Genomic DNA, 26,224 nt, shown 5'->3' with positions numbered 1-26,224 from the left:
CCTCACCGTTCGGTCTCGCCTTCGCCGGGTGCCGCCCTGCCCGTGGAGGTGCCGGCCGCCGCCTCGTCGTCGCCGGTCTGCCGCCTGCGCAGGACGTGGAAGGTCTCCAGGCTCACCAGCGGCAGCCGCCGGTGCCCGGAGTCCTCGCCGAAGGGACCCTTGCCGCCGTCGCCGCCCATGCCGGGGCCGCCGTCGCCGTCGAGCGAGCAGCCGGGTGCGAGCACCGACTCCTCCAGGCCGCGCGCCTCGCCCATCGCGGCGGTCGGGATGACGTACCGCTCCTCGTACTTCGCGATCGCCAGCAGCCGGTACATCTCCTCGATCTCGCGCCCGCTCATCCCGACCGCGTCCGCCGCGTCCGAATCGGCGCCGGAGTCGGCCTCGCCGAGGCTGACGGCCCGCATGTGCGAGCGCATCGCCGCGAGCTTGTCCAGGCTCGCCCGCACCGGCACCGGGTCGCCCGCGGTGAAGAGCCCCGCCAGGTATTCGACGGGGATGCGCAGCGCGTCGATCGCGCCGAACAGGTGGCCCGCGTCCTCGCCGTCGAAGCCGCTCTCGGTGAGCGCCTCCACCACCGGCGACAGCGGCGGGATGTACCAGACCATCGGCATCGTGCGGTATTCCGGGTGCAGCGGCAGCGCCACCCGGTAGCGGCTGATCAGCGCGTGCACGGGGGAGCGGCGGGCCGCGTCGATCCAGTCCAGCGGCACCCCGTCGCGTTCGGCCGCCGCCCGCACCCGCGGGTCCTCCGGGTCGAGGAAGACGCCCAGCTGCGCCGCGTACAGGCCCTGCTCGTCCGGTGTCTCGGCGGCGGCCGTGACCCGGTCGGCGTCGTACAGCATCACCCCGAGGTAGCGCAGCCTTCCCACGCACGTCTCGGAGCACACCGTGGGCAGCCCCACCTCGATCCGCGGGTAGCAGAAGGTACACTTCTCGGCCTTGCCGGTGCGGTGGTTGAAGTAGACCTTCTTGTACGGGCAGCCCGTCACGCACTGCCGCCAGCCGCGGCAGCCGTCCTGGTCGACCAGCACGATGCCGTCCTCGGCGCGCTTGTAGATCGCCCCCGAGGGGCAGGACGCGACGCACGAGGGGTTGAGGCAGTGCTCGCAGATCCGCGGCAGGTAGAACATGAAGGTCTCTTCGAAGGTGAAGCGCACCTTCTCCGCGATCTGCCGCGCCCGCTCGCCGCTCCCGCCGACCAGCGGGTCGGCGTCCCGGTGCTCGACCGACCCGCCGAGGTCGTCGTCCCAGTTGGCGCTCCACCCGATCTCCATCGGCCGGCCGGTGAGCAGCGAGCGCGGGGCGGCCACCGGGAAGTCGTCGCCGAGCGGGGCGTTGACCAGGTTGCGGTAGTCGTACGTCCACGGCTCGTAGTAGTCCTTGATGCCGGGCAGCACCGGGTTGGCGAAGATGTTCGCCATCCGCGCCAGCCGGCTGCCGGCCCGCAGCGCGAGGCCGCCGCGCCGGTTGAGCTTCCAGCCGCCGCGCCAGGTGTCCTGGTCCTGCCAGCGCCGCGGGTAGCCCTGGCCCGGGCGCGTCTCGACGTTGTTGAACCAGACGTACTCCATGCCCCGGCGGTTGGTCCACGTCTGCTTGCAGGTGACCGAGCAGGTGTGGCACCCGATGCACTTGTCGAGGTTCATCACCATCGCGACCTGCGCCATGACCCGCATCAGTACGTCACCTCCGCGGTGCGGCGGCGGATCACGGTGATCTCGTCGCGCTGGTTGCCCGTCGGGCCCAGGTAGTTGAAGGCCCAGCTCAGCTGGGCGTAGCCGCCGATGAGATGGCTGGGTTTGAGGATCAGCCGGGTCAGCGAGTTGTGGACGCCGCCGCGCCGACCGGTGCTCTGCGCCTTCGGCACCGCGACGGTGCGCTCCTGCGCGTGGTGCATGTAGACGGTGCCGGCCGGCATCCGGTGCGAGACGACCGCGCGCGCCGCGACGACCCCGTTGCGGTTGACCGCCTCGATCCAGTCGTTGTCGCGCACCCCGATCGCGTCCGCGTCCTGCGGCGCCATCCAGATCACCTGGCCGCCGCGGGACAGCGACAGCATCAGCAGGTTGTCCTGGTACTCCGAGTGGATGGACCACTTGTTGTGCGGCGTCAGGTACCGCACCGTCACCTCCTGCTGCCCGCCGGGGCCGAGCCGCGGCTCGCCGAACAGCCGGTGCATGTCCAGCGGCGGCCGGTAGACGGGCAGCGCCTCGCCGAGCTCGTGCATCCAGTCGTGGTCGAGGAAGAACTGCTGCCGCCCGGTCAGCGTGTGCCAGGGCTTGAGCAGTTCGACGTTCTGCGTGAAGGGGCTGTAGCGGCGGCCGCCCGCCTCGCTGCCCGACCACTCCGCCGAGGTGATCACCGGGGTCGGCGCCGCCTGGGTGTCGGCGTACGTGATGCGCCGCGACTCGCTGTCCTCGGCCAGGTGGGCCATCTCCTGCCCGGTCTTCGCGCCCAGCGAGCGCAGGCTCTGCACGGCGAGCCGCCCGTTGGTCGTGCCCGACAGCGCGAGGACCGCGTTGGCCGCCCTCGCCGCGGTGTCCAGTCGCGGGCGGCCCGCCGCGGGGCCGTCGGCGGCGGCGCCGTTGAGCATCCGCAGGCTCTCGACCTCGGCGTCCGGACGCAGCGTCACGCCCTTCGCGGGCAGGCCCAGCTTCTCCACGAGCGGCCCGAGGGCCGCCATCTTCGCGCCGACCGCGGTGTAGTCGCGCTCCACCACCGTCAGGCCCGGCATCGTCACGCCCGGCACGGGCTCGCACTCGCCGCTCCGCCAGTCCCGCACGAGCCCGCCGGGCTGGGCGGTCTCGCCGGGCGTGTCGTGCTGGAGCGCGGTCGCCACCAGGTCGCGCCGGGTGCCCAGATGGTCCACCGCCAGCTCGCTGAAGCGCGTTGCGATCGCCTGGAAGGCGTCGAAGTCGGTACGCGCCTGCCAGGGCGGGTCGATGGCGGGGGAGAAGGCGTGCACGTAGGGGTGCATGTCCGTGCTGGACAGGTCGTGCTTCTCGTACCAGGTCGCGGCGGGCAGCGTCACGTCCGACAGCAGCGTCGAGGACGTCATGCGGAAGTCCAGCGACAGCAGCAGGTCGAGCTTCCCCTCGGGCGCCTGCTCGTGCCACACCACGTCACGCGGCCGGACCTCCGGCGGCGCCTCGGTGGCGTTGAGGGACGAGTGGGTGCCCAGCAGGTGCTTGGCGAAGTACTCCGCGCCCTTGCCCGACGAGCCCAGCAGGTTGGCCCGCCACAGCGTCAGCACCCGCGGCCAGTTGCGCGGCGCGTCCGGGTCCTCGCACGCGAACGCCAGCGTCCCCGCGCGCAGTTCGGCGACCGCCGCCGCGACCGGGTCGTCGCCCTCGGCCAGCTCCAGCGGGTTGCGGTCGAAGGTCGGGTAGGACGGCATCCACCCCATCCGGGCCGACTGCGCCAGGCAGTCCGCGCCCGTCATGCCCGCGAAGCGCCCCTCGCCCAGCGGCGAGGCCAGCACGTCGGCGCGGAAGTGGTCGTAGCGCCACTGGTCGGTGTTCAGGAACCAGTAGGCGGTGCCGATCATCTGGCGCGGCGGGCGGCTCCAGTCCAGCGCGCCGGCCAGCGTGGCCCAGCCGGTGAGCGGACGGCACTTCTCCTGGCCCACGTAGTGCGCCCAGCCGCCGCCGTTGCGGCCCTGGCAGCCGGTCAGCTGGAGCAGCGCGAGGAAGGTTCGGTAGATCGTCTCGGAGTGGAACCAGTGGTTGGTGCCCGCGCCCATCAGGATCATGCAGCGCCCCCGCGAGCGCTCGGCGGTCTGCGCGAACTCCCGGGCGATGCGCACGCACGCCGCCGCCGGCACCGAGGTGTGCGCCTGCTGCCAGCCCGGCGTGCCGGGCGTGTCGCCGTCCTCGTACGACGAGGGCCAGCGGCCCGGCAGCCCGTCGCGGCCCACCCCGTACTGCGCCAGCAACAGGTCGAACACGGTGGTGACGAGCCGCCCGCCGGGCAGCCGTACCGCGGGCACCCCGCGCCGCACCACCGCGCCGCGGCCCTGGCCGTGCGTGCCGCCGTCGGTGTCGAAGCGCGGCAGCGCCACCTCGGCCGGCTCCCAGCCCGCCGTGCCCAGCAGCGTCAGCGCGGGGCGGATGTCCCCGAGGTCCAGATTCCACCGCCCCTGCCCCGACTCCGCCCAGCGGAAGCCCACCGACCCGTCGGGCACCGTGGGCACGCCCGACGCGGTGTCCCACACCGCCGTCTTCCACTGCGCCGCGTCCTGCCCGGCCTCGTCCCCACCCAGATCCGCCGCCCGCACGAACTTGTCCGGTACGTACGCCCCTTCGCGCTCGGCCAGCGTCACCAGGAACGGCAGATCGGTGTAGCGGCGCACGTAGTCGGCGAAGAAGGGCACCTCGCGCTCGACGAAGAACTCCCGCAGCAGCACGTGCCCCATGCCGATCGCGAGCGCCGCGTCCGTGCCCGGGTGCGGGTGCAGCCACTCGTCGGCGAACTTGGTGTTGTCGGCGTAGTCCGGGGAGACCACCACGACCTTCTGCCCCCGGTAGCGGGCCTCGGCCATCCAGTGCGCGTCCGGGGTGCGCGTGACGGGCACGTTCGTGCCCCACATCAGCAGATAGGCCGCGTCCCACCAGTCGCCCGACTCCGGCACGTCCGTCTGGTCACCGAAGACCTGCGGCGAGGCCACCGGCAGATCCGCGTACCAGTCGTAGAACGACAGCATCGGGGCGCCGATCAGCGACATGAAGCGGGCACCGGCGGCGTGCGAGACCATCGACATCGCCGGGATCGGCGAGAAGCCCGCGATCCGGTCCGGGCCGTGCTCCCCGATGGTGTGCACATGCGCGGCCGCGACGATCTCCACCGCCTCGTCCCAGCTCGCCCGCACCAGACCGCCCTTGCCGCGCGCCTGCTGGTAGCGGCGCCGCCGCTCCGGGTCGGCCTGGATGTCGGCCCACGCCAGCACCGGGTCGCCGAGCCGCTCCCGCGCCTCCCGGTACATCTCCAGCAGCACCGCGCGGACGTACGGGTAGCGCACCCGGGTGGGGGAGTAGGTGTACCAGGAGAAGGCAGCGCCGCGCGGGCAGCCGCGCGGCTCGTACTCCGGGCGGTCCGGGCCGACCGTCGGATAGTCGGTCGCCTGCGTCTCCCACGTGATGATGCCGTCCTTGACGTACACCTTCCAGCGGCACGAGCCGGTGCAGTTGACGCCGTGGGTGGAGTTGACGACGGTGTCGTGGCTCCACCGGTCGCGGTAGAAGCGATCGCCCTCGCGGCCGCCCTTGAGGTGCTCGCTGTGCAGGTCGGACGCGGTCTCCCCGCGCCGGAAGAACCTCCCCGCGGCGAGGAGCGCGGCGCCGGCCTCACGCGGGGTGCCGCCGCCGGGCGGATCGGTGTCGGTGTCGGTGTCCCTGGTGCTGGCGCGCATGGCGTTCCTTCCCGGCCGACGACTTCGGAAGCTAGCAACACCGGACAAACGGGCCGCCGAGGGCGGGTGCCGACATGCCGTACGTCCACCGTTCGGCGGGCGCGGGCCGCGCCGGTCCGCACGGCCCGCGGGCGCCGGGCGGCGTGGCGGGACCGGTGCCACGCCGGGGTGTGCTGCGATGCGGAGGTGACCACACCCCGGGCCCGTACCGCCGCCGCCTTCCCCGGCGTCCGCGCCGTCGGCTGGCTCGCGACGGTGCCGCCCGGGGCGGGGGCCGCCGTCATGGCGACCGGGATCGTCTCGGTCGGGCTGCACCTGCTCGGCCACGACGTGCTGTCGGACATCCTGCTCGCCGTCGCCGCCGCGCTGTGGGTGCTGCTCGCCCTCGCCTTCGCCGTCCGGCTGCTCGCCGACCGCTCCGACTGGATCGCGGCCTCCGCCAACCCGCCCGCGCTCACCGCCGTCGCCGCCACCTGCGTCCTCGGCACCCGGCTGTCGCTGCTGGGCTCGCAGCGCACCGCCCTCGCGCTGCTCGCGCTCAGCGCCCTCGCCTGGCCGTGGCTGCTGCTGTCGGTGCTGCTGCACCTGAAACGGCCCGCACCCGGCGCGGCCTTCCTCATCTGCGTCGCGACCGAGGCCCTCGCCGTGCTCGCCGCGACCCTCGCCCTGGCCGGGCAGGGCGACTGGCTCGCCTGGGCCGCCCTCGTCGCCTGCCTGCTCGGCGTCGTGCTCTACGTCGAGGCGCTGTCCCGCTTCGACTTCGGCCAGGTCCTCACCGGCAGCGGCGACCACTGGATCGCCGCGGGAGCGCTGGCCATCTCCGCCCTCGCCGCCTCCAAACTCACCGCCTCACCGCAGTGGACCGGTGCCGGGCACAGCGCCCTGCGCGTCCTCACCTTCGTGCTGCTCGGCCTGGACCTCGCGTGGTACGCCGTGCTCGCCGTCTGCGAGGTGCTCCGCCCCCGGCCGCGCTACGACCTGAGGCGCTGGTCGACCGTCTTCCCGCTCGGCATGAGCGCGGTGGCCGCGCTGTCCACCGCGCAGGCCGGGCACGTCCGGCAGTTGCACGGGGTCGGCACCGTGCTGCTGTGGATCGCCTTCGCCGTCTGGCTGCTGGTGGCCGCGGGCTTCGCCGCCCATGTGCTGCGCGGGCGCGGGGCGGGACAGCCGCGCTTTTGAGCGTCAAAGGGCGATCCAGTAGCGCCGCTTGGTGCCCACGGCGGTCGGGCGGACGTCCTCCAGGACGCCGCCGTTGCGCTCGATGGTGCGGGCCGACGCGGTGTTGCCCTCGTCGCAGGTCACCAGGACGCGTTCCAGCCCGAGCGCGCGGGCCTGCGGCAGCACCGCGCCCAGCGCCCACGTCGCCACGCCGCGCCTGCGGAACGAGGGCCGGACGCTGTAGCCGATGTGGCCGCCCGCGTCGAGCAGGAAGTCGTTCAGACGGTGCCGCAGATCGATCGCCCCCACGTACGTGCCGCCCTCGGCGATCCACCAGTGGGTGGCGTGGACGCGCCCCTCGCCGACCGGGACGGAGGTGTCCGCCTGCCGCCGCAGCCTGCCGACCCACTCCGCGAAGACCCCGAGGTCGGCGAGATCGCCCTCGGGGACGAGGTGCGCGCCCACACCGTCCTGGTGCGCACCCCTGGGCCACTCGGCGCGGGCGGCGAGCCACGAGGCGTGCAACGCGAGTGCAGGCGTGACCAGTTCGGGCATGGGCGGACGGTAGCACCGCGGGCGGCCGGCATCAGTACGACTGGAGCTCCCACAGATTGCCCTCCGGGTCCCGGACGTGGGCGGTACGCGTCGTCGGACCCCACTCCGGGCGCGCCGCCGGACCCGCGACGCAGGCGGCACCGTGCCGCAGACACAGCTCGTACCCCGCCGTGACGTCCGCGACCCGGCTGACCAGCATGCTCGCGCCGCCGCCCGCGCTCCCGCCCTGGGCGAGCGCGCCGAGCGCGTCGCGCTCGATGAGGGCGAGGACGCCCTCGGTGCCCACGTCCCAGCTCGCGTACGGGCCGTCCGCCGAGCCGCGGGCCAGCCGGGCACCGACGAGCGGGGGGAGCACGGCGTCGTAGAAGCGGAAGGCGGCGCCGAAGTCGGCGACCAGCAGGCGGGGGTGGAGTGCGTCCATCGTGGCCTCGCTCGAATAGTGGGTGCGGACCTATTATTGGGGTGAGCCTACAATAGGTCGCATGGCCGCCGCCGGGACGCCCCCCACCCTCACCGCCCTGACCACCTACCTGCTGTCGAAGACCGGCAAGGCCGCGCGCGGCCGGCTCACCGCGCGACTCGCCGGGCAGGGGCGGCGACTGTGGCACATGGCGGTGCTCGCCGCCCTCGCCGACTTCGGCCCGCACACCCAGCGCGAGCTGGCGGAACGCCTCACGATCGACCCCAGCGACATGGTGAAGGTGCTCGACGACCTCACCGCCGCGGACCACGTCACCCGTACGCGCGACCCCGCCGACCGCCGCCGCGTCCGCGTCACCCTCACCCCGTCCGGCGCCGCCGCCCTCGCCGCCCAGGTCGCCGAGGCCGAGTCCGTCCAGTCCGCCCTCCTCGCCCCTCTGACCCCCGAGGAGGCTGCGACCCTGCACGCCCTGCTGCTCCGCGTCCACGAGGCGACCTGACCGGTCCGCCGCGGATCACTGGGCCGGAGGGGCGTCGCCCGGCGCCGCGAAGGTGCCCGCCCCCGGAGGCCCCCGCGGAGCGACTAGCACTGCTAGTTTGAAGCCATGCGCCCCATCCATTTCGTCGCCGCCCGCCGCACCGCGATCGGCAGACTCCGCGGCAGCCTGTCCGGCGTGCGGCCGGACGACCTGGCCGCGACCGTCATCCGCGGCCTCGTCGCCGACGTGCCCGCGCTCGACCCCGCCCGGATCGACGACGTCTACTGGGGAGCCGCCAACCAGGCGGGCGAGGACAACCGCAACGTCGCCCGCATGGCGGCGCTGCTCGCCGGCCTGCCCGACTCCGTACCCGGCGCGACCGTCAACCGGCTGTGCGCCTCCGGCATGGAGGCCGTCACCGCGGCGGCCCGCGCCATCGCCGCGGGGGAGGCGGACATCGTGGTGGCGGGCGGCTCGGAGTCGATGAGCCGCGCCCCCTTCGTACTGCCCCGGCCGGACGAGGCCCTGCCGCGTACGCTCCAGACGTACGACACCCGGCTCGGCTGGCGGCTCACCAACCCGGTGATGCGCGACCTGCACGGGGTGCTGGCGATGGGCGAGACCGCCGAGGAGGTCGCCGCCCGCTACGGCGTCGCCCGCGCCGACCAGGACGCCTTCGCGCTGCGCTCGCACCGTGCCGCCGCCGCGGCCCGCGCCGCCGGGCGGTTCGACGCCGAGATCCTCCCCGTGACGCGGCCCGACGGCGTCACCGTCGCCCGCGACGAGTGCGTCCGCGAGGACACCACCGCCGACAAACTCGCCGCCCTCGCCCCCGTCTTCCGCTCCGGCGGCACCGTGACCGCGGGCAACTCCTCGCCCATGAACGACGGCGCAGCCGCGCTGCTGCTGGTCAGCGACACCGCGCTGCGCGACCTCGGGGTCGAGCCGCTCGGCCGCTACGCCGCCGGTGCCAGCGCGGGCGTGCACCCCGACGTGATGGGCATGGGCCCGGTGCCCGCGACCGGGAAGGCACTCGCCCGGCTCGGCCGGGACGTGGCAGGCCTGGACGCCGTGGAGGTCAACGAGGCCTTCGCCGCCCAGGCGCTGGCCTGCGTCCGCGAACTCGGCCTGGACCCCGACCTGGTCAACCCCGACGGCGGCGCCGTCGCGCTCGGCCACCCGCTCGGCGCGTCCGGCGCCCGCATCCTCACCACCCTGCTGCACCGCATGGCCCGTACCGGCGCCCGGCGCGGCCTGGCCACCATGTGCGTCGGCGTCGGCCAGGGCAGCGCCGTGCTCGTCGACCGCGACTGACCCCGGACCGGCGGCGCGCCGAACCGCCCGAAGATCGGTAGGGGTTGGCCGCGGCGTCCGGCTCTGGGAGAATCGGGTGCGCTGTTGTCGGCACCACGGGGGACGGAGTCGCCATGACAGGCTCTGACGGGGCGCATCTGCTCGCGATCAGCGACCTGCACGTCGGATACGAGGCCAACCGGCAGATCGTGGAGCGCCTCCGGCCCGAGCACGAGGACGACTGGCTGCTGGTCGCCGGTGACGTCGCCGAGCTGACCCCGGACATCACCTGGGCGCTGACCACGCTGACGAACCACTTCGCCAAGGTCATCTGGCTGCCCGGCAACCACGAGCTGTGGACCCACCCGCAGGATCCGGTCCAGCTGCGCGGCGAGCGCCGCTACCGCCACCTCGTCGACCAGGCCCGCGCGCTCGGCGTGATCACCCCCGAGGACCCCTACCCGGTGTGGGAGGGCCCGCAGGGACCGGTCGCGATCGTGCCGATGTTCCTGCTGTACGACTACACCTGGCGGGACGGCACACCCGGCGCCCGCACCAAGGACGAGGCGCTCGCGCAGGCCCGCGAGGCCGGCATCGTCTGCACCGACGAGATGTTCCTGCAGCCCGACCCGCTGCCCGGCCGCGACGACTGGTGCCGGGCCCGCGTCGCCGAGACCGCCCGCCGGCTCGACGCCCTGGACCCGTCGCTGCCCACCGTGCTCGCCAACCACTGGCCGCTGCACCGCGAGCCCACCCAGATCCTCACCTACCCGTCGTTCGCCCTGTGGTGCGGCACCGAGCAGACCGAGGACTGGCACACCCGCTACCGCGCCACCGAGGTCGTCTACGGGCACCTGCACATCCCGCGCGTCATCTGGCGCGACGGCGTCCGCTTCACCGAGGTCTCGCTCGGCTACCCGCGCGAGTGGGGCCGCCGGGAGAGCGGTCCCGCCGGCCCACGCCGTATCCTCGCCGGGCGGCAGGCGGCCCACCGGTGATCGAACTCGTCCTGCCCGACGCCGTCTTCCACCGCGCCGCCTACGCGGGCGAGCTGGACCACGCGCCGCTGCACCCCGAGGAGACCCCCGCCGTCACCCGCGCCGTCGACAAGCGGCGCCGCGAGTACGCCGCGGGCCGGGCCTGCGCGCGCGACGCCCTCGGACAGCTCGGCATCCCGCCGGGCCCGATCCTGCGCGACCCGCAGCGCGGCGCCCCGCAGTGGCCGGACGGTGTCGTCGGCAGCATCACCCATTGCGACGGCTACCGGGCCGCGGCCGTGGCCCGTACCAGCGACATGCTCGCCCTCGGCATCGACGCCGAGCCGCACGACGTGCTGCCCGAAGGGGTGCTGGACGCCGTCCTCGCGACCGGCGCCGAACGCGCCCGGCTCGCCGAACTCGCCTCTGCGGCCCCCGGGATCCACTTCGACCGGCTGCTCTTCAGCGCCAAGGAGACGGTCTACAAGGCCTGGTATCCCTACCACCACCGCATGCTCGGCTTCGACGAGGCCGAACTTCTGCTCGCCGCCGACCCCGGCACGCCCGACCGCGGCAGCTACACCGCCCGCGTCCTCGTCCCCGGACCGCTGCTCGCCGAGGGCGTCGGCCCCGACGTCTTCACCGGCCGCTGGGCCGTCCGCGACGGCCTGCTCGTCACGGCCATCGCCGTCCCGGCCGGCTGACCGGCGGGTCCGTCACCCCTGCGGCAACCCGCCGTCAGCCCGAGTCGCGCTCCACCAGCGTCGTCCGGAAGATGACCGAGCGGGTGTCCTGCCGCGGGTCGTCGATGCGGGCGAGCAGCAGACGGGCCATCTCCGCCGCCATGTCCTCGACCGGCTGACGGATCGTGGTCAGCAGCGGGCGGGACGCCAGCGCCGCGCTGCTGTCGTCGAAGCCGATCACGGCGACGTCGTCGGGCACCCGGCGGCCCAGGTCGCGCAGCACCAGCAGGGCGCCCTGCGCCATCAGGTCGTTGGCGACGAAGACCCCGTCCGTGTCCGGGTGGCGCTCCAGCAGTTCGCGCATCGCCCGCTCCCCGCCGACCTGCGTGAAGCTGCCCTCCACGCTGGGCACGTACGCGTAGCCGTGCTCGGCCATCGCCTCCCGGAAACCCGCCAGCCGGTCCTGGCCCGCGGGGGAGTCGAAGGGGCCGGCGATCGTGGTGATCCGGCGGCAGCCGCGCGCCAGCAGCCGTTCGGCCGCGAGCCGCGCGCCCGCCTGCTGCGCCACGTCCACGTAGCTGATCGGGATCGGCGTGGACGGGCGCGCGAACAGCACCGTCGGCAGGCCCGACTCCGTCAGCAGGAAGGGCAGCGAGTCGCCGGGCGCTATCGACACCAGCGCGACGCCGTCGATGTGCTCCTGGCGCAGGTTGGCCGCGAGCGTGTGCCGCGCGTCCTCGGAGTCGGCCAGCATCAGCACCGGGTGCACCCCGCGCGGGCGCAGCACCGTCAGCAGGCCGCCGACCACCCGGCCGAAGAACGGGTCGCTGAACACCTGGCCGAGGAAGGGGTCGTCGGCGGTGCGGTGCGCCGGGACGGAGAAGACCAGGGCGACGGAGTCGGTGCGCCGGGTGACCAGGGTGCGGGCGGCGCGGTTGGGCACGTAGCCGGTCGCCGCGACCGCCTCCTGGACGATCCGCTGGATCTCCGGGTCGACGTTGCGCGTCCCGTTGACCACGCGCGACACCGTCGCCCGCGACACCCCGGCGGAGCGCGCGACGTCTTCCAGGGTGGGCTGGCGCGGCCCCGGCGGACGGCTGCTCGTCATGGGTGCAGTTATACCATGGGCCGGAGAGCGCTCTCCGGCCTTCGGCGCAGGCCACAGCACGGATCGGCACCCCGTGCCGGAACGGGGGAGCGGGGTGCGGCGACCCCCCACAGGCCCGCCGCACCCCGCCCCGGCTCAGCCGGGTCCGCCGCTCAGGCGTACACCCCGAACTCGTACAGCGAATCGCCGTAGGCCGTGCCGCGCTGAGTGATCGTCACCCGCACGTACCGGCCGGTGCCGCTGACGTCCAGGGTGTCCACCCCGCCCGCCCCGGTCGACGTCGAGCGCACGGTCGTCCAGGTGCTCCCGTCGTTCGACACCTGCACCTGGTAGGCCTTCCCGTAGGCCGCCTCCCAGGCCAGTTGCACGTGCTTGACCGCGGTCGGCGCGCCCAGGTCGACCTGGATCCACTGCGGGTCGCTCCACTCGCTCGCCCACCGGGTCGTCATGTTCCCGTCGGTGGCCATCGCGGGCGTGCACGGGCAGCCGCCCGTCGGGTCGGACTGGTAGGACGAGGCGGTCGTGGGCTTGCCCTGGGCCACGTTCGTGCCGTCCACCTTCGGCGCCACCACCCGGAAGGACTTGGTCTCCACCCCGAGGTTGCCGTGCCCGTCGTAGGCGTAGACGTACACCTTCCACACCCCGAGCGTGGTGGGCGCGGTCACCGTGAACTGCCCGTCGCCGGTCTGCGTGAAGCCCACCTGGCGCAGGCCCGTCGTGCTGTCCACGTACTTGGTGGAGTACATCAGGTTGTAGCGGACGAGGTCCCCGTCCGGGTCCGTCGCCTTCGCCGACACCGTGAACGTGCCGCCCGCGGGCACCGACGCGCTGTTCGACAGCGTCATCGAGCCGATCGACGGCGGGGTGTTCGCCTGCGGCGAGCCGCCGTAGTCCTTGGCGACCGAGTAGTACGCGGGCCGCTTCCAGCCCTCCGGGCGGAGGTTGAACCAGATGCCGCCGAAGTCGTTCTCCTCGCCGTAGTTGAACATCGTCGCGCCGAGCCCGACACCGGTGTGCCCGACGATGCAGTTCCACGCCGAGGTGTACGCGTCGCGCTTCTGCGCGTCCGTCGGCTCGGTCGGCACCCCGTTCGCGTCGTTCGGCACCTCCCACTCGCCCGCCTCACCGGACTCCGTCACGATGTACGGCTTGGTGTAACCGCCCGACACCCAGTCCTGCCTGACGTTGCAGACCGCCCCGTAGGAGTTGACCGCGTACAGGTCCAGCGACGGCGTGTACTGCTTGTAGTACGGCCACGCGCCCGTCCACGCGTCGGTCGACGTCACCGGGTGGTTCGGGTCGATCGCGTGGATCGCCTGCGCCACCTGCTCCACGAACTGCGCGTAGGCGATGCGCTGCTGCTCGATCGCCGCGCCCGAGTAGTGGTCCTGGGTGGTGAGGATGACCTCGTTGCCGACGTCCCACATGAGCACGCCGGGGTGGTTCTTGTAGGTGCTGACCCAGTTCTTGATGTCGTTGAGGGTGTTGGTCTTGTACGCGGTGTCGTTGACGTAGTCCGCGCCCTGGTTGAGCCAGAAGCCGTTGACGACCTTCATCCCGTACGCCGCCGCCGAGTCCAGCAGCGGCTTGCTGCTCGCGTCGGTGCCCCAGGTGCGCAGCGTGTTGACGCCCATCGACTTCAGGTCGCGCATGTGCGCGTCCGCGGTCGTCGCGGACGGACCCCATGTCACACCCTTGACCTGCCACGGCTTGCCGTCCACCGTGAGCTGCCAGTTGCCCTGGGAGCCCGTGACGTGCACGTTGCTCGCGCCGGTCGGCACCGGCGGGTCGGTCAGCGGGGACGGCGCGCTGCCGGTGGTCTGCGACACCGTGACGCTGTCGATGCTCAGCGCGCCACCGGAGGAGGTGTCGTCGGCGGGCGAGGTGCAGCCGCACACCGCGTTCGGGTAGGAGCCGCCGATGCGCAGGCTGAAGTCCAGGTAGACGCCGTGGTGCACGGCCGCGTCCCATGTGGACACGCCGACCTGCGACTCGCTGACCTGCCAGACCTGGTTGCCGTCGAGGTACCAGCGGATCTGCTCGTCGGAGGTCGTGCGGTCGATGATCTCGGAGTAGGTGTGGTAGCCGCTCTGGCAGCCCGTGCAGGTGGCGAGACCGCTGGTCAGGCCGTTGTACTCGGCGCAGTTGCCGCCCGGGGCCGTCCCGCAGTGCAGGGTGGCCGAGAGCTGGCTGCGGCCGTTGACGTCCTCCATGATGTCGCTCTCGCCGACCGCCGGCCACACGTTGACGTTGCCGCGGTAGCTCGCGCCCATCGCGCGGAAGGACGGCCAGTAGCCCAGCGCCTTGGCGACGTCGGGCTGCTTGAGGGTCGCCGCGATCTGCAGCCGGCCGCCGGCCGGGGCCTGGAAGTCGGTGCGCTTGGTCTCGATACGGCCCGACGTCCAGGAGCTGCCCGACTTCAGGGCGGTCAGGTTGAGGTGGCCGCTGCCGTCGAGGCCGACGTTGGCGGGGGAGTCGGTGGCCGTCTCGACCTCGCCGGTGCCCCAGCCGGCCGGGCCGCCGGGGTAGGCGGTGCCGGTGTCGGTGATCCAGTTGCCCGCGTCGGGCTTGCTGCCGGCCGCGCCGTCGAAGCCGTCGCTCCACAGGGTGGTCCAGTTGCCCGGGGGCGGGGTGCCGGTGCTGCCGCCGTTCGCGCCGCCGTCGCCACCGCCGGTGGCGCCGCCGGACGTGCTGCCGCCGTTGCCGCCGCCGGTGCCCGCGGTGCCGTAGACCTGGAACTCCCACAGCGAGTAGCCGTAACCGTTGCTGCGCGCGGTGCCGTTCATCCGGACGTAGCGGCCGGTGCCGGAGGCGGTGACGGTCTCGGTGCCGCCGGGGGCGGCGCTCGTGGCGTAGATCTGCGTCCAGTGGGCGGCGTCGTCCGAGACCTGGATCTGGTAGGCCTTCGCCGGGTTCTCCCAGGTGAGAACGACCTTGCTGACGGTGGACGAGGCGCCGAGGTCGACCTGGAGCCACTGCGGGTCGGCCCAGGCGCTGGCCCAGCGGGTGCCGGGGTCGCCGTCCACGGCGGCGGTGGCCGGGTAGCCGGCGCCCTCGGTGGAGGAGGCGGTGGCGGGCTTGCTCTGGGAGAGCAGGGCGTCGGCGGCGTGCGCGGGGGCGGCCGGGACGGCGAGCGCGTAGAGCGCGAGGCCGGTGGCCACCAGCAGCAGGAAGGCGGCACGCAGCGGCGGAGGCAGGGCTCCGGCCCGCGAGCGTGCCGAGGGTGACGCTCTCATGACGGACTCCAGCGGTGGGGGGTGGGGAGGGAGGAGAGGGGGCGGCCCCGAGGGCGGGCCGGTGGGGGAGGCCCCGTGAGGGGGTGAACCGGGGTGCGGAGATGGGGGAACGGGATCTGGGAGAGCGCTCTCTCAGTGGCCCCGATGGTTGCCTCAACGTTTCCGGGGTGTCAAGGGATACGACGTGAACGGCCGCTCGTGGGGCGGGTGGTGGGGCCGTGGTGTGTTGGGGCCCGCGGGGCCTTGCGGGCGTGGTCGGCGGGGTGCGGCGGGACTTGACACCCGGTCCGTGGGCGGCCAAGGTAACGGCTGCGGGAGAGCGCTCTCCCGCACCCTCTCGTCACCCGGACCGCTCGTCCCCAGCCTGCCGCTCACCGCGGCCTTCCTGCCGATGGGCCGTCACGCCGCGGGCGGCGCCGCACGGAAGGCCATGAAGGGATGACCATGATCACCCCAGGGCCCGTGCCCGCGCCGCCCGCCACCGCACCCGCGACCGCCGCCGCACCGGCCGCGGCCGTACCCGCGGCCGCGATCACCGACGAGCGGCTCGACGCCCTCGTCGCCCGGCTCGACCTGCCCGCGAAGATCCGGCTGCTGTCCGGCGCCGCGACCTTCCGCACCGCGCCGGAACCCGCCGTCGGCCTGCGCGCCATGGGCTTCTCCGACGGCCCGGCCGGCGTCCGCGGCGAGCGCTGGGACGAGCGCGACACCGCCCTCGCGCTGCCCTCCCCGACCGCGCTCGCCGCCGCCTGGGACGAAGCGCTGGTCGCCGAGCTGGGCGGCCTGCTCGCCGCCGAGGCCCGCCGCAAGGGGATCGACGTGCTGCTCGCGCCCACCCTCAACCTGCACCGCACCCCCGCCGCGGGCCGCCACTTCGAGTGCTTCGCCGAGGACCCGCTCCTGGTCGGCCGCACCGCCGCCGCCTACATCCGCGGCGTCCAGGACGGCGGGGTCGCCGCCACCGCGAAGCACTACGTGGCCAACGACTCCGAGACCGACCGCCTCACCCTGGACGCCCGCGTCGACGAGCGCACCCTGCACGAGGTCTACCTCGCCCCCTTCGAGGCCGCGGTGCGCGCCGGGGTGTGGGTCGTGATGTCCGCCTACAACCGCGTCAACGGCGTCACGATGTCGCAGAGCCCGCTGCTCGCCGAACCCCTCAAGGGCGCCTGGGGCTTCGACGGCGTCGTCGTCTCCGACTGGGGCGCGGTGCGCAGTACGGAGCCCGCTGCCCTCGCCCCGCAGGACCTCGCGATGCCCGGCCCGCACCCGCTGTGGGGGGAGCCGCTGCTCGCGGCCGTACGCGCGGGCCGGGTGCCGGAGGAGCTGGTGGACGAGAAGGTGCGGCGGCTGCTGCGGCTCGCCGCCCGGGTGGGTGCGCTGGACGGCGTCGCGCCACCGCCGCCCGCCCCGGCGCCCGCCGAACCGCGCGCCCTGCTCCGCCGGGCGGTGGCCGCGGGCTGCGTACTGCTGCGCAACGAGGGCGGGTTGCTGCCGCTGGTTCTGGCGGCGGCGCCCGGGTCGGTGGGGTCCGGGGCGGTGGGGTCCGTGGCTCCGGGCGTGGAGGGGGCGTCCTGGTCGGCGGGGTCCGTGGCTCCGGGCGTGGAGGGGGCGTCCGGGTCGGTGGGGTCCGGGGCGGTGGGGTCCGTGGCTCCGGGCGTGCGGGGGGCGCCCGGATCGGCGGGGTCCGCGGCTCCCGGTGTGGAGGGGGCGTCCGGGGGTGCCGGTGCCGGTGCCGTGTCCGGCGGCCTGGCCCGGCTCGCGGTGATCGGGCCGAACGCGGCCGCCGCGCGGGTGCAGGGCGGGGGCAGCGCGGGCGTCTTCCCGGAGGCGGTCGTGTCACCGCTGGACGGCATCCGGGAAGCGCTCTCCGGCAGCGGTACCGAGGTCGTGTACGCCGAGGGCGTGCGGCTGGGCACCCGGCCGACACCGCTGCACCCCGGCAACGCGCGCGACCCGCGCACCGGCGAACCCGGGGTGCTGGTGCGCTACCTGGCCGCCGACGGCACCGAGGTGTGCGCCGAACACCGGCTCAGCGGCCGCGTCCTGGAGCCGGGCGACGCGCCGGAGCTGGCCCGTACCGCGGCTTTCGTCGAGGTCAGCGCTCACTTCACACCCGCCGCCCCGGGGGAGTGGCGGCTGTCGGTGGTGGGCCTGGGCGCGGTCACCCTGCACGTGGACGGCGAACCGCTGATCGACACCGTGGTGCGGCCGGAGTCCGACGACCCGACGTATGTGCACGTGGCGCCGTCCTTCCGCACCGCGGTGCGCAAGGCGGTCGCGGGCGAGGCGCTGCACCTGGTCGCCACCCGGGAGCTGCTGCCGGAGCAGGGCCTGGCGGTGGCGCTGGCGGCCGACGCGCCGCGTCCCGCGGAGGGCGCGGCCTTCGCCGAGGCCGTTGCATGCGCGCGCGCTGCGGACGTCGCGGTCGTCGTGGTCGGCACCACGGACGAGATCGAGAGCGAGGGCGCCGACCGCACCTCGCTCGCGCTGCCGGGCCGCCAGGACGAGCTGGTCGCGGCGGTGGCCGCCGCCAACCCGCGCACGGTGGTGATCGTCAACGCGGGCGGCCCGGTCGAACTGCCGTGGCGGGAGAGCGCTCCCGCGCTGCTGCTGTGCTGGTTCCCGGGGCAGGAGGCCGGGCACGGGCTCGCCGACGTGCTCTTCGGCCGCGCCGAGCCCGGCGGGCGGCTCCCCACCACCTGGGCCGCCCGCGCCGAGGGCGCGCCGCTGCCCGCCACCACCCCCGAGGAGGGCGTGCTGCGCTACACGGAGGGGCCGTACGTCGGCCACCGCGCCTGGCGCCGCGCGGGCGCCGAACCGGCGTACTGGTTCGGCCACGGCCTGGGCTACACCACCTGGTCCTACGAGGCGCTGGAGGTGCGCCCGGAGCCGCCGGACGCGGCCGGATCCGTGGGGGCGACGGCCCTGGTGACGGTGCGCAACACCGGAAGCCGCGGCGGACGCGAGGTCGTCCAGGTGTATCTGACGACCGGTCCGGACGACCACGACGACGGCGGCCCGCGGCTCGCCGGTTATGCCGCCGTGCACGCCGCGCCCGGTGAATCCGCCGTCGCCGAGGTGCGGATCGAGCCGCGCGCGCTGCTGCGCCGGTCGCCCGCCGACGCCCGCTGGGTGCCGCGTCCCGGCCCGTACGTGCTGCACGCGGGTCCCTCCGCCGCCCGGCAGCCGCTCTCCGCGCCGCTGGCCCCTTGACGGCCCGTCACCCCGGGGGCCACCCGGACCGGGGCGCCTCCCGCCCCTGACAGCGGGGGGCGCCCCACCCCACGCCCGTCCCCACCGGGGCCGACGGCGGCGCCCCCCTGCTCAAGATCGGCATTGTCAGACCCTCCCCCTACCGTCTGTGGTGTCGCGCCGGTCCGGCGCGCAACATCCCGGCGTGTGCAGAGGAGATGACGCGTTGTCCGAGTGGGAGCCCGACTGGGGGAAATCCAGCACGGTGCGGGTGGTGGCGCCCGCGAGTCCGCGCAAGCTCGCCAAGGTGCCGTTCGTCGAGCTGGCCGACGGGCGGTTGCAGGGAGTGGTGTCGAGCGGCTCGGACATCGCGCGGGTCTACGTCTCGTCGGTCGCCGCGGGCTCCTTCGCCTTCACCTGCAGCACGAACAACAACCGCCCCTGCGGCGGTGCGCGCGGCATGTTCTGCAACCACATCCGGGCGCTCGTCGGCGAGGCCGTCCTCCAGTACGGCGCGCAGCGTGTCGCCCGCTACATGCGCCTCGACCCCGTGGCGGCGGGCGCGGAGGCCGACGCGGTCCTCACCCCGATGGAGCAGGCCCGCCCGCAGCAGGCCGACTCGTCGGCGGCCGCCTCCGTCTTCAGCCGCTTCCTGCGCCAGCTCAGCTACCTGGAGCTGGCGCCGACCACCGCGCCGCTGCCCGAGATGCAGTGGTTCCCGCCGACCAGGGCGGTGGCGTGATGCGGGTGGACGTGCTCGCGGAGCGGATCGACGGGCTCGACGAGGCGCTGGCCGCCGTCGACGCCTTCGACGGGGCGCTGGCCGCGGGCCTGATGCGGCCGCAGCCCGCGCAGGCGGCCGGGCTCGCGGCGCTGGCCGGTGCGCTCGCCGGGTCGCCGCTGGCCGGGAAGGTCACCGAGGCCGCGGAGAAGGCCGCGGCGGGTACGGCCGGTGAGGACCACTTCGTGGCGCTCGCCGCGGGCCGCACCGCCCTGCTCGGCTCGGTGCACGACGCGCTGGCCGCGCGCGTCGCCGAGGCGACGGGCCGGTCCGCCGCCGAGCCGGTCCGCCCGGAGCCGGGCGCGCCGCAGACGCTGAACGTCCTGGCGGCGGCCCGCGCCTGGCTGTCGGACCTGGCCCGCTGCGGCTGGAGCGGCATGGACCACGAGGTCGTCTCGGGCGCCGCGCCGGTCGTCGCAGCGCTGCTGCCCGACCCCGCGCTGCGCCGCCTGGCCGCGCTGCTCGACGGATTCGCCGACGAGCTGGCGGCGTGCTGCCCCGGCGCCGCCCTGGAGCGCGTCCCGGCCCGCCGCTGGGCCGACCTGTGGTCGCGCGCGCTGCTGCTGACGCTGCCCGGCGCCACGGGGGCGCCCGCGGGGGGCCGGGCGACGGGCCGGCTGCTGCCGCTGGGTGTCGATCTGCACGAGCACGCCACAGCCGTGCAGGCCCAGGTGCACGCGGTGTTCGAGCCCGCCGACGGGTCCGCGGCGCTGCTGGTGCGGGCGAGCGTGTCGGCGCCCAAGCCGGAGACGGTGGTGGGCGCGGGCCTGTGGCAGCTGCTGCGCCCGCACATGTCGCTGCTGGCGGCGGCGGGCGAGGGCCGTTGCGTTGACGTCACGGGGATGCCGCTTTCGGCCGAGGGTGATCTGGTCTGGGACGACGCGTGCGCCCGCCCGGGGGAGCCGGCCGACGCGTTCAGCACGGCCAGGGTCGCGCTGCCCGCCGCGGCCGATACGGCGACGGCGCCGCTCGACCGGCACCCCGCGCGTATCGCCGTCCCGGTCTTCGTGGAGGGCTACACGGCCGCGCGGGACGACGAGCGGGGCCTGCTTTTCACCTTCGCGGGCGGCCAGCTGCCGGTCGACACCGACCGCGTCCCGGTCGCCGGCCCGCTGACACCGGAAGCGGTGGCGGCGTCCGCCGCGTGCATCGGCCTGCTGCGCTGGGACGCGGGAGCCTTCCGCCTCCAGCCGCTCGCCGTCGAGAGCGTCGTCCGCAAGAAGCCCGTCGCGCTGCACGCAGGTGCCTGGGCGGGCGGTACGGCCGACAAGGCGGGGGTCAAGGCGGAGAAGGCCGCCACCGACGCCGCCGCGGCGCTGCGCGAGCGCGCGGGAAGGCTGCTGCGGAAATGACCGACCAGCACACCGCCCCCGCCCCAGTCCCCGAGCCCGCTCACGACGCCCGGCGGCAGGTCGTCTACTGGCGGCTGCTCGCCCGGCTCTTCGACCAGGAGGAGCAGCCGGCCCTGGAGTCCGCGAGCCTGGCCGTCGTCGAGGACATCGGCCTGCCCGCCGCCCTCCTCGACCCGCAGGTCTCCGTCGACACCCTGGTGCAGCGCCATCCCGCACTGGCCGCCGAGTTCGACGGCCTGATGGTCCCGCGGGCACCCGAACAGGAGGACGCGGACACCGGCAGGGAGGAGGACGCCCCCGACGACGGCCGGGACCGCGCCGCCGAGGTGCGCCGCGCCGCCCTGGTCTCCAAGGTGCTGCTCAACGTCTTCGCGACCGGCGGCGGCGCCGTCACCGCGGGGCAGCTCGCCCGCTGGCAGGCCGATGCCGGCTGGCTGGAGCGCGCCCTCGGCTGCCGCCCCGGCGAGCTGCGCGGCGGCCGGGCGACGGGCTCCGCGGCGGGCCCCGGTGTGAGCCCGACCGGTACGGGCGGCGGGCACGGCACGCCCGACCTGAGCCGCCTCGTCCCGTCGATCGGACCGGACCTGGCGGCGATCGAGGCCGATCTGGTCAAGCGGATGCGGCTGCGCGAGGTGCTGGCCGATCCGCGGCTGGCCGCGCAGCTCACCCCGAGCATGTCGCTCATCGAGCAGCTGCTGCGCGACAAGAACAACCTGTCGGGCGTGGCGCTGGCCAACGCCAAGGCCCTGATCCGCCGTTTCGTCGACGAGGTCGCCGAGGTGCTGCGCACCCAGGTGGAGAAGGCCACCGTCGGTGCGATCGACCGGTCGATCCCGCCGAAGCGGGTCTTCCGCAACCTGGATCTGGACCGCACGATATGGAAGAACCTCACCAACTGGAGCCCGGAGGACGAGAAGCTCTACGTCGACCGGCTCTACTACCGGCACACCGCCCGCCGCACCACACCGCAGCGGCTGATCGTGGTCGTCGACCAGTCGGGCTCGATGGTCGACTCGATGGTCAACTGCACCATCCTGGCCTCGATCTTCGCGGGCCTGCCCAAGGTCGACGTGCACCTGATCGCGTACGACACGCAGGCCCTCGACCTCACCCCGTGGGTGCACGACCCGTTCGAGACGCTGCTGCGCACCAACCTCGGCGGCGGCACGGACGGCACGGTCGCCATGGCGCTCGCCCAGCCGCTGATCGCCGAGCCGCGCAACACCGTGGTGGTGTGGATCTCCGACTTCTACGAATGGCGCGGCGAAGTGCTCTTCGAGAGCATGGCCGCCGTCCACCGCTCGGGCGCCCGGTTCATCCCGGTCGGCTCGGTGACCAGCGCCGGCCGCGGGAGCGTCAACCCGTGGTTCCGCGAGCGCTTCAAGGACCTGGGCACGCCGGTGCTGTCCGGCCACATACGCAAGCTCGTCCACGAGCTGAAGTCGTTCCTCACCTGACCGTCCAGGTCCGGCCCGTCCCCTCCCGCCGCGTCCACGGCACCCTCATGCGTTCCCTCCTTTTTCCGAGAAAGGCCCTGACATGTCCGACCTGCTGCGCGCGCCCGCGGAGATCAAGTACGCCGAGGAGCTGGACTGGCTGGAGTCCGTCGACGACGGCCCCAAGCCCTTCAGCTGGCGGCTGTCGCCCAAGATGGTGCGGCTGTTCGTCCTCGGCTCCGAGCGCTCCGACGGCCTGGACCGGGAGATCGCCCCGAAGTGGTTCGGCGACCGCAGCTTCGTGGAACGCTCGATCGTCACCCTCGCCTCCGACCGCGGCCTGCTGCTGATCGGCGACCCGGGCACGGGCAAGAGCTGGCTCGCCGAGCTGCTGTCCGCGGCGATCTGCCGCAACTCCACGCTCGTCGTCCAGGGCACCGCGGGCACCACCGAGGACCACATCAAGTACTCGTGGAACGTCTCGCAGGTCATCGCGAGCGGTCAGTCGCGCGACTCGATGATTCCCTCGCCGATCATGACCGCGATGGAGGCCGGCGCGATCGGCCGCTTCGAGGAGCTGACCCGCGCCACCAGCGACGTGCAGGACGCGTTGATCTCCATCCTGTCGGAGAAGTACATCTCGGTGCCCGAACTGGGCGGCGACACCGCGCAGGCCGGGGCGGACGGCACCGCCGACAACATCGTCTTCGCCAAGCCGGGCTTCTCGGTCATCGCCACCGCCAACAGCCGCGACCGCGGTGTCAACGACCTGTCGTCGGCCCTGAAGCGGCGCTTCAACTTCGTCCGCATCCCGGTGGTGACCGACAAGAAGAGCGAGGCGGAGATCGTCCGCTTCCGCACCGAGGAACTGCTCCGGCGTCACTCCATCGACCTGGACGTGCCGCCCACGCTGCTGGACGTGCTGCTCCAGAGCTTCGCCGACCTGCGTGCCTCGGCCGCAGCCGCGGGCAGCGACGACGAGAAGTTGGAGTCGGCGCTGTCCACCGCCGAGCAGATCGGCGTGCTGGAGGACGCCATCTTGCACAGCACCTTCTTCGGCGAACGCAGCCTGACCGCCCGCACCCTGGCCGCCTCCCTCGTCGGCTCGCTGGCCCGGCGCGAACCGGAGGATCTGGCGATCCTCAACAAGTACCTGCACGGCGTGGTCGAGCCGCGCAGCAAGGACCAGGGCGGCTCGTGGCCGGAATTCCTCGACGGCGGCCGCGACGCGATAGCCACCCTGTCGTGAGCGCCGCGCAGGAGGCAGCGCCCTTCGACGCGCTGCGCGGCCAGCTCCAGCAGGCCGCCGCTGAGTTCGCGGACGGGCCGGACGCCCTGGAGGGCATCCTGCTCGGCATCGTCGACGACGTCGGCCGCGCGGTGCGCGAGCCGCTGGAGATCTTCCCGGTGTGCCACCACTCGCCCGCCTCCGCGGTCGCCATGGCTCGCAGGCTGCGCGAGAAGCAGCCCAAGGTGGTCTATCTGGAGCTGTGCGAGGACATGGCGCCGCTGCTCACCGAGCTGCGCAACTGCCGCCTGCCGGTGGCGGTGCAGGCCTTCGCCAGCGAGGTCGACGGCTTCCCCGCCGAGTGGGCGCCGCTGTCGGTCGTCGCCCCGATCACCGAGGCGTCCGCCGAGTACCAGGCGATCGCGTACGCGCTGGACACCCCCGGCGTGGAGCTGGTGCTCGTCGACCGGTCGTGCGACCACGTCTTCCAGTGGCAGCCGGACGGCCCGCGCCCCGCCGCCGGGCCCGCCGGCGACCCGGACGCGCCCGCCCCCGAGGAGGAGGCGGCGCTGCACGGGGACGCCGTCGGTGTCGAGGTCGGCGACCTGCGGCCGCGCTTCGCCGAACTGGAGGAGCACCTGCTGCACCACGGGCGGGTACGGCACTGGTCGGAGTGGTGGCACCAGTACGTCGAGGTGCCGCTCGGCGACAGCGACCACGACACGTACCGCCAGGTGATGCTGCTCATCGGCAGCCTCTTCCGGCGCCTCGCGCCCGGCGACCCGGGCCGTGTGCGGGTGGACGAGGACCGTGAGCGCTACATGTGGACGCGGATGCGCGAGCACCTGGCGGCCACCGGCACCGACCCCGCCGACTGCCTCTACGTCTGCGGCGCCTTCCACGCCGCCAGCCGCGTACCGGAGTTCGGCGTGCACGGCAGCGACACCTTCGAGATCACCCCGCCCAGCGCGAGCACCTGGCAGTACGGCCTGATCCCGTCCAGCCACGCGGCGATCGAGGCGCAGTTCGGGCTGGCCGGCGGTTCGGTGTCGATCGCCGCGACGCAGTGGGCGAAGAACGTCAAGCGCAGCCGGGTACGGCCCTTCCGGCTCGCCGGACAGACCGGCGGCAGCAAGGCTGCGAAGTCCGCGAAGTCCGCAGGAACCGCCAAGTCCGTCGTCCCCGTGCCCGATCCGGCCGCGGCCGACCGGCTCAGCGGCTTCCTGCGGCGCCCGCCGGTCCTCGACGGGCTGGACGAGGAGGAGCTGCTCGGCTGGAGCGTCGACGTCGTCCGCGCTGCCCGCCGCAACGGCTACCTCGCCTCCACCGCCGACGCCATCGCCGTCTTCGAGACCTCGATCCTGCTGGCCGGGATGCGCGACCGGGCCAGGCCGACGCCGTACGACTTCCAGGACGCGGCCGTCACCTGCATCGAGAAGGACTCCGTGCCCGGCCGCCGGGACGTGCGCCGGATCGTCGAGATCATGATGGGCGGCGACCGGATCGGTCAGGTCGGCTACGACGCCCTGCCGCCGCTCGCCCGCGACGTCCACGACCGGCTCGCCCCGCTCGGCCTGAAGCTCCAGCAGCGCGGCGTGCAGCGCGCGCTGCTGGACATGGCGTCGAAGCCGGAGCTCAAGGCCTGCTCCGACGTGCTGTGGATGCTGCGCCACCTGATGCCGCCCGGCACCGCCCGCCCCATCATGGGCGAGCGGCGGCTCGGCGAGCAGCCCATCCAGGAGTCCTGGGACCTCGCCCTCGGCACCCACCAGCGGGCCCTGATCGAGCTGGGCTACGAGGGCGTGAGCATTGAACAGGTGCTGGAACAGCGGCTGCGGCGCGAGGCCTACGGGCCGCAGGCGACGACCGCCCGTGTGCTCCAGGCCGTCGAGGACGCCACGCTCCACCTGCGCGGCCGCCGCCTCGCCGACGAACTGGGCAACCGGGCCCTGGAGGTGCTGGCCACCGAGCGCACCGTGGACGGCGCGCCCGAGGTGCTGCGCCGGGTCCGCCGGCTGCTCGCGTACTACCGCACCAGCGAGCCGACGCTGCCCGGCTGGATCGAGTCCTTCGTCAAGACCGGCTACGCGCACTACTGCACGCTGCTGCCGACCGCGTTCACCGACGAGGACGCGACCGTGCGGCAGGTCGCCGCGACGCTCGGCTTCCTGTTCGGCATGGAGGGCCTGGCGCTGTCGCTCGGCTGCGACCGCACCCAGCTGGAGCTGGCCGTCGCGCAGTCCCACCCGGAGGAGCCGGCCAGGGTCGCGCTGCTGTGGGCGGCGCAGCTCCACCTCGGCCGGCTGACCCGGGCCGAGCTGCGCGCCCGCTGCTCCGGGCTGCTGGGCAACCCGCTGGTGGTGCCCGCCTACCCGCGCTACCTGAGCGGTTTCCTGCACGCCCTGGAGCCCGTTCCACAGCTCGCGGACTTCGTGGTGGAGCTGGTGTCGGACGCCTTCGCGGTGCTGCCCGACCCGGTGCTGCTGCCGTGGCTGCCGACGCTGATCGGAACGCTGCGCTCCGGTGGCGCGGAACTGGCCCCGCTGCTGATCCGGGAGGCCGGGCGGATCTTCCCCGGCAGGCTCGCGGCCCTCGACGCATGGGTGCCGCCGTGGCTGGCGGAGCCCGCCCCCGCGCTCCTGCCCGCGGGCGCGCCCGGCGCCGCGCTGCTCGCCGCCCATCCGGCGGCGTGCGACGCGCTCGCGCAGCTGCTGGGCTGCGAGGACGGCTGGGCGGCGGCCGCTCCCGGCGCGGACGGCGCGGCCCTCGTCGCCCGCCACCCGGCGACGGCCGGGGCGCTCGCCGGGCTCCTCGGGGTCTGAGCCGCCGGGAGACGGGTCCGGGCCGCCCCGCCGCGGGGGTGTCCCGGCCCGTTCCCGTCACACCGGACCGGCGCCGAAATCCGGGAGAGCGCTCCCC

17 protein-coding genes are annotated in these 26,224 nt (G+C 74.3%); 11 read left to right on the top strand and 6 right to left on the bottom strand.

The window, feature by feature from the left end; all coding sequences use genetic code 11:
• Nucleotides 1-2: 2 nt before the first annotated feature.
• Nucleotides 3-1,673: a nitrate reductase subunit beta gene (narH, locus tag ACH4PY_RS12690; RefSeq protein ID WP_398179926.1), complete on the bottom strand. Its 1,671-nt coding sequence runs from the start codon at nucleotides 1,671-1,673 to the stop codon at nucleotides 3-5.
• Nucleotides 1,673-5,404: a nitrate reductase subunit alpha gene (locus tag ACH4PY_RS12685; RefSeq protein WP_398179923.1), complete on the bottom strand. Its 3,732-nt coding sequence runs from the start codon at nucleotides 5,402-5,404 to the stop codon at nucleotides 1,673-1,675. The genes narH and ACH4PY_RS12685 overlap by 1 nt, the downstream gene beginning before the upstream one ends.
• Nucleotides 5,405-5,590: 186 nt before the next feature.
• On the opposite strand from ACH4PY_RS12685, the gene ACH4PY_RS12680 reads away from it, so the two are divergent.
• Nucleotides 5,591-6,583, top strand: coding sequence for a tellurite resistance/C4-dicarboxylate transporter family protein (locus ACH4PY_RS12680; RefSeq protein ID WP_398179920.1), 993 nt, complete (start codon nucleotides 5,591-5,593; stop codon nucleotides 6,581-6,583).
• A 3-nt stretch (nucleotides 6,584-6,586) separates the two neighbouring features.
• Here the strand turns inward: ACH4PY_RS12680 and ACH4PY_RS12675 are convergent, their stop codons facing one another.
• Nucleotides 6,587-7,117, bottom strand: a complete 531-nt coding sequence (locus tag ACH4PY_RS12675) for a GNAT family N-acetyltransferase (protein WP_398179917.1) — start codon at nucleotides 7,115-7,117, stop codon at nucleotides 6,587-6,589.
• Between the two features lie 31 nt (nucleotides 7,118-7,148).
• Nucleotides 7,149-7,538 (bottom strand): VOC family protein, encoded by a 390-nt coding sequence (locus tag ACH4PY_RS12670; RefSeq protein WP_398179914.1) that lies wholly within the window; start codon nucleotides 7,536-7,538, stop codon nucleotides 7,149-7,151.
• Nucleotides 7,539-7,599: 61 nt separating this feature from the next.
• Between ACH4PY_RS12670 and ACH4PY_RS12665 the strand changes: the two genes are divergently transcribed.
• The 4 genes from ACH4PY_RS12665 to ACH4PY_RS12650 all read left to right on the top strand — a co-directional run bounded on the left by ACH4PY_RS12665 (nucleotide 7,600) and on the right by ACH4PY_RS12650 (nucleotide 10,990).
• Nucleotides 7,600-8,037, top strand: a complete 438-nt coding sequence (locus ACH4PY_RS12665; RefSeq protein ID WP_398179911.1) for a MarR family winged helix-turn-helix transcriptional regulator — start codon at nucleotides 7,600-7,602, stop codon at nucleotides 8,035-8,037.
• Nucleotides 8,038-8,142: 105 nt separating this feature from the next.
• Nucleotides 8,143-9,330: an acetyl-CoA C-acyltransferase gene (locus tag ACH4PY_RS12660; RefSeq protein WP_398179907.1), complete on the top strand. Its 1,188-nt coding sequence runs from the start codon at nucleotides 8,143-8,145 to the stop codon at nucleotides 9,328-9,330.
• Nucleotides 9,331-9,443: 113 nt separating this feature from the next.
• Entirely contained in the window at nucleotides 9,444-10,307 is an 864-nt protein-coding gene (locus tag ACH4PY_RS12655) for a metallophosphoesterase family protein (protein WP_398179904.1), read from the top strand.
• The gene (locus ACH4PY_RS12650) at nucleotides 10,304-10,990 is read left to right on the top strand and encodes a 4'-phosphopantetheinyl transferase (protein ID WP_398179901.1); all 687 of its coding nucleotides are present in this window, start codon (nucleotides 10,304-10,306) and stop codon (nucleotides 10,988-10,990) included. The genes ACH4PY_RS12655 and ACH4PY_RS12650 overlap by 4 nt, the downstream gene beginning before the upstream one ends.
• A 34-nt stretch (nucleotides 10,991-11,024) precedes the next feature.
• Here ACH4PY_RS12650 and ACH4PY_RS12645 read toward each other — a convergent pair whose 3' ends face one another.
• Together ACH4PY_RS12645 and ACH4PY_RS12640 are read right to left on the bottom strand one after the other, a co-directional pair.
• Nucleotides 11,025-12,077 carry a LacI family DNA-binding transcriptional regulator gene (locus ACH4PY_RS12645; RefSeq protein WP_398179898.1) on the bottom strand — a complete coding sequence of 351 codons (1,053 nt, stop codon included), beginning with the start codon at nucleotides 12,075-12,077 and terminating at the stop codon, nucleotides 11,025-11,027.
• A gap of 152 nt (nucleotides 12,078-12,229) precedes the next feature.
• A complete protein-coding gene (locus ACH4PY_RS12640; RefSeq protein ID WP_398179895.1) occupies nucleotides 12,230-15,313 on the bottom strand; it encodes a discoidin domain-containing protein in 3,084 nt (1,027 codons plus the stop codon).
• A gap of 444 nt (nucleotides 15,314-15,757) precedes the next feature.
• On the opposite strand from ACH4PY_RS12640, the gene ACH4PY_RS12635 reads away from it, so the two are divergent.
• From ACH4PY_RS12635 to ACH4PY_RS12610, 6 genes are all read left to right on the top strand, one after another.
• Complete coding sequence (locus ACH4PY_RS12635; protein ID WP_398179892.1) at nucleotides 15,758-18,529, top strand: glycoside hydrolase family 3 C-terminal domain-containing protein; 2,772 nt, start codon at nucleotides 15,758-15,760, stop codon at nucleotides 18,527-18,529.
• Nucleotides 18,530-18,734: 205 nt separating this feature from the next.
• A complete protein-coding gene (locus tag ACH4PY_RS12630; RefSeq protein ID WP_398179888.1) occupies nucleotides 18,735-19,250 on the top strand; it encodes a hypothetical protein in 516 nt (171 codons plus the stop codon).
• Nucleotides 19,250-20,641 (top strand): hypothetical protein, encoded by a 1,392-nt coding sequence (locus ACH4PY_RS12625; protein ID WP_398180822.1) that lies wholly within the window; start codon nucleotides 19,250-19,252, stop codon nucleotides 20,639-20,641. Before ACH4PY_RS12630 ends, ACH4PY_RS12625 begins: the two co-directional genes overlap by 1 nt.
• A complete protein-coding gene (locus tag ACH4PY_RS12620) occupies nucleotides 20,638-22,098 on the top strand; it encodes a VWA domain-containing protein (protein WP_398179885.1) in 1,461 nt (486 codons plus the stop codon). Before ACH4PY_RS12625 ends, ACH4PY_RS12620 begins: the two co-directional genes overlap by 4 nt.
• Nucleotides 22,099-22,180: 82 nt before the next feature.
• Entirely contained in the window at nucleotides 22,181-23,326 is a 1,146-nt protein-coding gene (locus ACH4PY_RS12615) for an AAA family ATPase (protein ID WP_398179882.1), read from the top strand.
• Complete coding sequence (locus tag ACH4PY_RS12610; protein WP_398179880.1) at nucleotides 23,323-26,127, top strand: DUF5682 family protein; 2,805 nt, start codon at nucleotides 23,323-23,325, stop codon at nucleotides 26,125-26,127. Before ACH4PY_RS12615 ends, ACH4PY_RS12610 begins: the two co-directional genes overlap by 4 nt.
• Nucleotides 26,128-26,224: the final 97 nt, after the last annotated feature.

This window comes from Streptomyces sp. NPDC021224, from assembly GCF_044332905.1.
GTDB lineage: Bacteria > Actinomycetota > Actinomycetes > Streptomycetales > Streptomycetaceae > Actinacidiphila.
The sequence above is the reverse complement of the archived record's forward strand: the minus strand, read 5'-3'. Positions and strand labels throughout refer to the sequence as shown.